The sequence below is a fragment of the Streptomyces sparsus genome, from assembly GCF_054776295.1.
In genome coordinates this window covers 1-4,862 of the sequence record NZ_BAAHCA010000338.1, presented here as the reverse complement: position 1 = coordinate 4,862, position 4,862 = coordinate 1, and the positions used below count along the sequence as shown (strand labels likewise).

Here is a 4,862-nt window from a genome sequence, read left to right as displayed (position 1 = left end):
CCGCTGGAAGGCGCGGACGGCGCACTGGCCGGCCTCCGCCGCCTGCCGGCCGTGGCCGAGGCCGTCCACCACGAGTGCCGTGGTGGACGTGCCGGTGTCGGCGACGGCGCAGGCGTCGCCGCAGTCGTCCTCGCGGTCGGCGGGCAGGCACACCGAACCGACCTTCTGGCGGGCCGCTTCCGGCCGGTCGGGAAGGGACAGCCGGGCGCAGGCCAGGGTGCCGGTGCCGACCTCGGTGCGGATGGTGAAGTCGGTCGCTATCCGCCTCACGGCACCGAGGCCGGAACCCAGTGTGGCCGTGGTGGTGTACCCGTCGGTGAGGCAGCGTTCCAACTCGGCCATGCCCGGGCCGCGGTCGACGGCGGTGATCTCCAGGCCGCCGCCCAGCGGCAGTGCCTGGAGGTAGAGCGTGCCGTCGGTGGCGTGCTTGTCGACGTTGGTGGCCAACTCCGAGGCCAGTACCGCGGCCTTGTGCGGCATGGCCCCGCTCAGCCCGCACCGCTGGGCCAGCCCGCGGGCGGCGGCTGCCGCCAGCGGTACGGCACTGACGTGGTCGATGCGGACCTGGAGGGTCGGCGCTGCGGAGAGCGTCACCTGCCGATCCACCTGGTGGTCGTGACGGTGGTCCCCCGGCCGGGCCGTGAGTCGACCTCGAACTCGTCCATGAGCCGCCGTACTCCGCCCAGGCCGTGGCCCAGTCCGGCGCCGGTGGTGAAGCCGTCGGCGAGCGCGGCTTCGACGTCCGGGATGCCGGGGCCCTCGTCGCTTATCGTCATGCGCAGGCCGCGGCGGCCGGCGTGGTCGAGGTTTTCGAGGGTGAGGGTGCCGCCGCCTCCGTGGATGTAGGCGTTGCGGGCGAGTTCGCTGGCGGCGGTGACCACGCGGGTCTGGTCGACGATGCCGAAACCGACGCGCAGCGTCGCGTTGCGTACCGCGTGTCGCACGGTCAGCAGGTCCTCCTCACTGCGGACGGCGTGGGTGGATGTCGTGTCGGGGGCCGTGCCGGCCGGGCGGCCGGTGGTGCCGCCCGACCGGGCGCCGCCCGCCGGGCGTACGTGCGAGGTGGTGCCGGTCGTCCAGGTGGTGTCCGCGATGCGGGCGACGCCTGTGGTGCTCTCATCGAGGTGATTCACGTCGCGCCCCTTCCGGGGGCTGTGGGCTCTGAGTCCAACCCAGTGCGGCCATGCCCTGTTCCGCGTTGAGCGCGGTGTCCACGCCCGGCAGGCGCAGTCCGAGTTCCACCAGGGTGATGGCGACCGGTGGCCGCATGCCGGCCACGACGACGCGGGCGCCCAGGAGGCGTGCCACGGTGGTCAGTTCCATCAGGGTGCGGGCCACAAAGGAGTCGATGATCTCGAGCCGGGTGATGTCGATCAGTACGCCGCGCGCTCCGTCCGCGGTGATGCGTTCGGTGAGTTCGTCGGTGAACGCCATGGCGGCCTTGTCGTCGAGTTCGTTGAGCAGGCCGGTCACCAGGACGTCGCCCAGACGCAGGATGGGCACGCCGGCGGACCTGTGACCGCTCACGAATCCGCCATCGCGCGGGAGGTCTCCGGGGAGACGCCGTCGGTCAGCCGCACCGCGGCGCTGAGCGCGTCGGCGAGCGTGGCCTTGGTGAGAATGGTGGAGAGGTCGATGCCGAGCTGTGCGATCGTCTGCGCGATGGGCGGCCGGATGCCGCTGATCACGCAGTCCGCGCCCATCAGCCGCACCGCGTGCACGGTCTGCATCAGGTGCTGGGCGACGGCGGTGTCCACGGTGGGCACGCCGGTGATGTCGATGATGGCGACCAGGGCCTCGTGCTCCTGGATCGACTGGAGCAGGTTCTCCATCACGACCTGGGTGCGGGCGGTGTCCAGCGTCCCGACCAGGGGAACGGCCAGGACCTGCCGCCACAGCCGCACCACCGGCGTGGAGACCTCGAGCAGTTGGCTGCCCTGCCGGCGGATGATCTCCTCCCGGCCCTCGACGTAGGTCTCGAAGGTGAGCGCGCCGGCGGCGTCGAGCATGCGGTTGACGAGCAGGGCGGCGGGGAGGACTTCACCGTTCTCGCCGGTGGTGTCCTGGATCGCTTCCAGGATCGCCTCCTTCAGCGCCAGCAGGCCGAGTGAGGTGGCGGTCGGGGTGGCGCCCCCTCTGGCCCGGCGCAGGGAGAAATCCGTCACCGAGCGGCGGAGTCCGTGGTCAGCCGTCACGACCCGGTCGATGGGTGTGCCGCTGTCCAGCGCGGTCGCCAGCGCACCGACCAGTGCGTCGGCCTCCTCGCGGAGTTCGCCGTCACCGATGCCGCCGTAGGGGTTCTGCTGCGCCTGCAGTTGGACCCAGCGGTCGGCGATCTGGTCAGCGCGTTCGTGCAGGACGTTCGAGACGCGCTCCCGTGCTGCGGACTCGCCGATGCTCAATCCGTGAACCTTTCCCAGTCGGGGAGCCGGTTCTGTCACCGACCGATCGGAGCGCCGGGTGGGGCGCTGCGGTGGTCCGTGGTTCGCGGCTCGTTTGTTGTCGTCCGACAAACATTAGCGACCGTGCCGACGAGAGGGAAGCCCGGCCCCTGGTGAGCCGTTCGGCGCCCCGGCTCCACGAACGGGGTCGCTCCCGGGGCGCGATGCCCCCGTCCGCACCGGGCCTCAGGGTGTCGAATGACCCGCATGTGCCTCATCGGACCGGATGACCGGTATCGAGTCGGAAGACCGCTTCCGGGTGCCCCGGGTCGAGCCGCGTAAACGCCGCTCCCCGTCTCCCGCCGCGGTCGCCGGGCGGCCTCGGTGCCGGCCAGTGCACCCCGTGGACGGACGGGTGGTGGCGTGACCTGCGGGCGAGAGAATGTTTCTATTTGACAACTGTCGCAGGTTGGCAAGATTCTTTGGCCGTGGCACAAGCCACCGGGTGGCGAACGGCTCGGGCATCGCCGAGGGCGTGGGACAACGGGGCGATGGGGGATGTCGGTGGCGGAGAGGGACGTGCGGTCGCCCCGGAAGGGGAGCGGCGAGGTCGGCTGCCCGCACCGGAGTGAGAGGTCAGGCGGTCCGAGAGGAGTCGTCCGACCGGCCCTGCACCCGTATGGGAGGCGACGCCTCCACCGCCGACCGGAAACTCGACAGCCCTTCGATCAGCGCGGTACGGGCCGAGGAGGGCATGCCGTCGATGGCCTTCAGCAGCGCCACCTCACGCCGGGACCGCAGGTCCAGCAGGTAGGCCTTGCCCCTGCTGGTCAACCGCAGCTCCAGCTCCCGCCGGCTCACCTGGCTCGGCGAGCGCTCCACGAACCCCAGTGCGTGCAGCCGGTCGCACAGCCTGCTGACGGACGACGGCGCCGCACCCAGGACCTCACCCAGCGTCCGCAGGTTGATGCCCTCGTCACGGTCGAGGATGTACATCACCCGCAGCTGCGAGGACGACACCGGGGCGGATGACACGGCGTCCCGGCCCCGCTCCCACAGCACCTCCAGCAGCTCGATGACCTCGCGCGACGCATGTGCGGCGTCGTGGGTCCTTCGGTGCGAGGCGGCGGAATTCACGCCCATACTGTGACACTCCGAATCAGCCTTGTCAGCCCCCGGCGGACTGACTGATGCTTTGCTCCTTCTGATGGCGTTCTTCGAGAAAGCGGTCAACAACGGTGGACAGATTCGCGGCTGTGGAGCGCGCCCTGCGCGGTGCCGCACCTCATGAACTGCTGGACGCGGTGCGCCACGCGCTGATCAAGCACTTCGCAGCCACCACGGTGGAGCTGTTGATGGCCGACTACGCGATGACCATACTTCAGCCCGTCGACGCCCTGCCTTACACCGCGGCGCCCGTCTCCGTCCACACCAGTCCGTCAGGCCGGGCCTTCGGTGCCCAACAACCATATATCCGCTCGGACGGCTGCCCGGACAGCGTCACCGCACACCTGCCGGTGTCGGTACGCGGTGACCGGCTCGGCGTGCTGGCCGTGACCCTGCCCGCGGACGCGCTCGGCGACGCGACGCTGAGGGATCTCGGTGAGATCGCCGAGGTCCTCGGGCACGAGATCGTCGTCGCGGAACGGGACACCGACCTCTACCTGCAGGCCCGGCGCGCCCAGCGCCTCACCCTGGCCGCGGAGATGCAGTGGCAGCTGCTGCCCGGCCGGTCCTGCACCCGGCCCGAGTACCAGCTCGGCGCGCAGCTGGAACCCGCCTACGCCATCCACGGGGACAACTTCGACTGGTCCACCTCCGGCGAGGCCCTGACCCTCACCGTCACCAACGGCATGGGGGAGGGCATCGAGGCGGCGCTGCTCACCAATCTCGCGGTCAACGCCCTGCGCAACGCGCGACGCGCCGGCCTGGACCTGGTCGGCCAGGCGTGCCTCGCCGACCAGGCCGTCTACGGACGCTACCGGGGGGCCGCGCACGTCGCCGTGCTGCTGCTCCGCTTCGACCTGGCCACCGGGGACGTGGAGATCGTCGACGCGGGCTCCCCGAAGGTGTGGCGGCTGCGCGACGGGGTGGTCGAACAGGTCGAGTTGGAGGCCCAGTTGCCGCTGGGCATGTTCGAGGACACGGTGTACCTCGCCCAGGAGTTCCGGGTCGAGCCGGGTGACCGGCTGCTCTTCGTCAGCGACGGTGTGTACGACGTGACGTCACCGGCCGGCGAACGCTACAGCGAACGGGCGCTGGCCCGGGCGGTGACGAACACCCGGCTGCTACCGCCCTCCCAGGTGCCGCGCGCGGTCCTGCGTGAACTCACCGGGCACCGCGGCGAGTCCGAGCAGGACGACGACGCCATGGTCGTCTGCCTCGACTGGCACGGCCGCGGAGCCTGACCGCGCCCGCCCCACCGGGGCGTCGCGAGCACGGGACGCGGCACGGGGGCGCAGCCCGGGGCGGCGGTGTGCG

Annotated in this window: 6 protein-coding genes; 1 reads left to right on the top strand and 5 read right to left on the bottom strand. The window is 71.3% G+C overall.

The features are described 5' to 3' along the window. The 5 genes from ACYVE9_RS15870 to ACYVE9_RS15850 form a co-directional block, all read right to left on the bottom strand. Positions 1 to 594: ATP-binding protein (locus ACYVE9_RS15870; RefSeq protein WP_461028501.1), on the bottom strand; the 594-nt coding region annotated here is incomplete at its 3' end. Beyond that, positions 591 to 953, bottom strand: a complete 363-nt coding sequence (locus ACYVE9_RS15865) for an ATP-binding protein (protein ID WP_461028502.1) — start codon at positions 951 to 953, stop codon at positions 591 to 593. The genes ACYVE9_RS15870 and ACYVE9_RS15865, both read right to left, overlap by 4 nt. Before the next feature lie 163 nt (positions 954 to 1,116). Further along, positions 1,117 to 1,527 (bottom strand): STAS domain-containing protein, encoded by a 411-nt coding sequence (locus tag ACYVE9_RS15860; RefSeq protein WP_461028500.1) that lies wholly within the window; start codon positions 1,525 to 1,527, stop codon positions 1,117 to 1,119. After that, positions 1,524 to 2,402 carry an STAS domain-containing protein gene (locus ACYVE9_RS15855; protein WP_461028499.1) on the bottom strand — a complete coding sequence of 293 codons (879 nt, stop codon included), beginning with the start codon at positions 2,400 to 2,402 and terminating at the stop codon, positions 1,524 to 1,526. The genes ACYVE9_RS15860 and ACYVE9_RS15855 overlap by 4 nt, the downstream gene beginning before the upstream one ends. Positions 2,403 to 3,017: 615 nt before the next feature. Continuing rightward, the gene (locus ACYVE9_RS15850; protein ID WP_461028498.1) at positions 3,018 to 3,524 is read right to left on the bottom strand and encodes a MarR family winged helix-turn-helix transcriptional regulator; all 507 of its coding nucleotides are present in this window, start codon (positions 3,522 to 3,524) and stop codon (positions 3,018 to 3,020) included. A gap of 95 nt (positions 3,525 to 3,619) precedes the next feature. Between ACYVE9_RS15850 and ACYVE9_RS15845 the strand changes: the two genes are divergently transcribed. Next, on the top strand, positions 3,620 to 4,789 hold the full coding sequence (locus ACYVE9_RS15845; RefSeq protein WP_461028497.1) for a PP2C family protein-serine/threonine phosphatase: 1,170 nt from the start codon (positions 3,620 to 3,622) through the stop codon (positions 4,787 to 4,789). Positions 4,790 to 4,862 lie beyond the last annotated feature (73 nt).

Bases quoted from the DNA above. Each gene is read 5' to 3' on its own strand.
- ACYVE9_RS15850 (WP_461028498.1), bottom strand. From the start codon at position 3,524: ATGGGCGTGAATTCCGCCGCCTCGCACCGAAGGACCCACGACGCCGCA.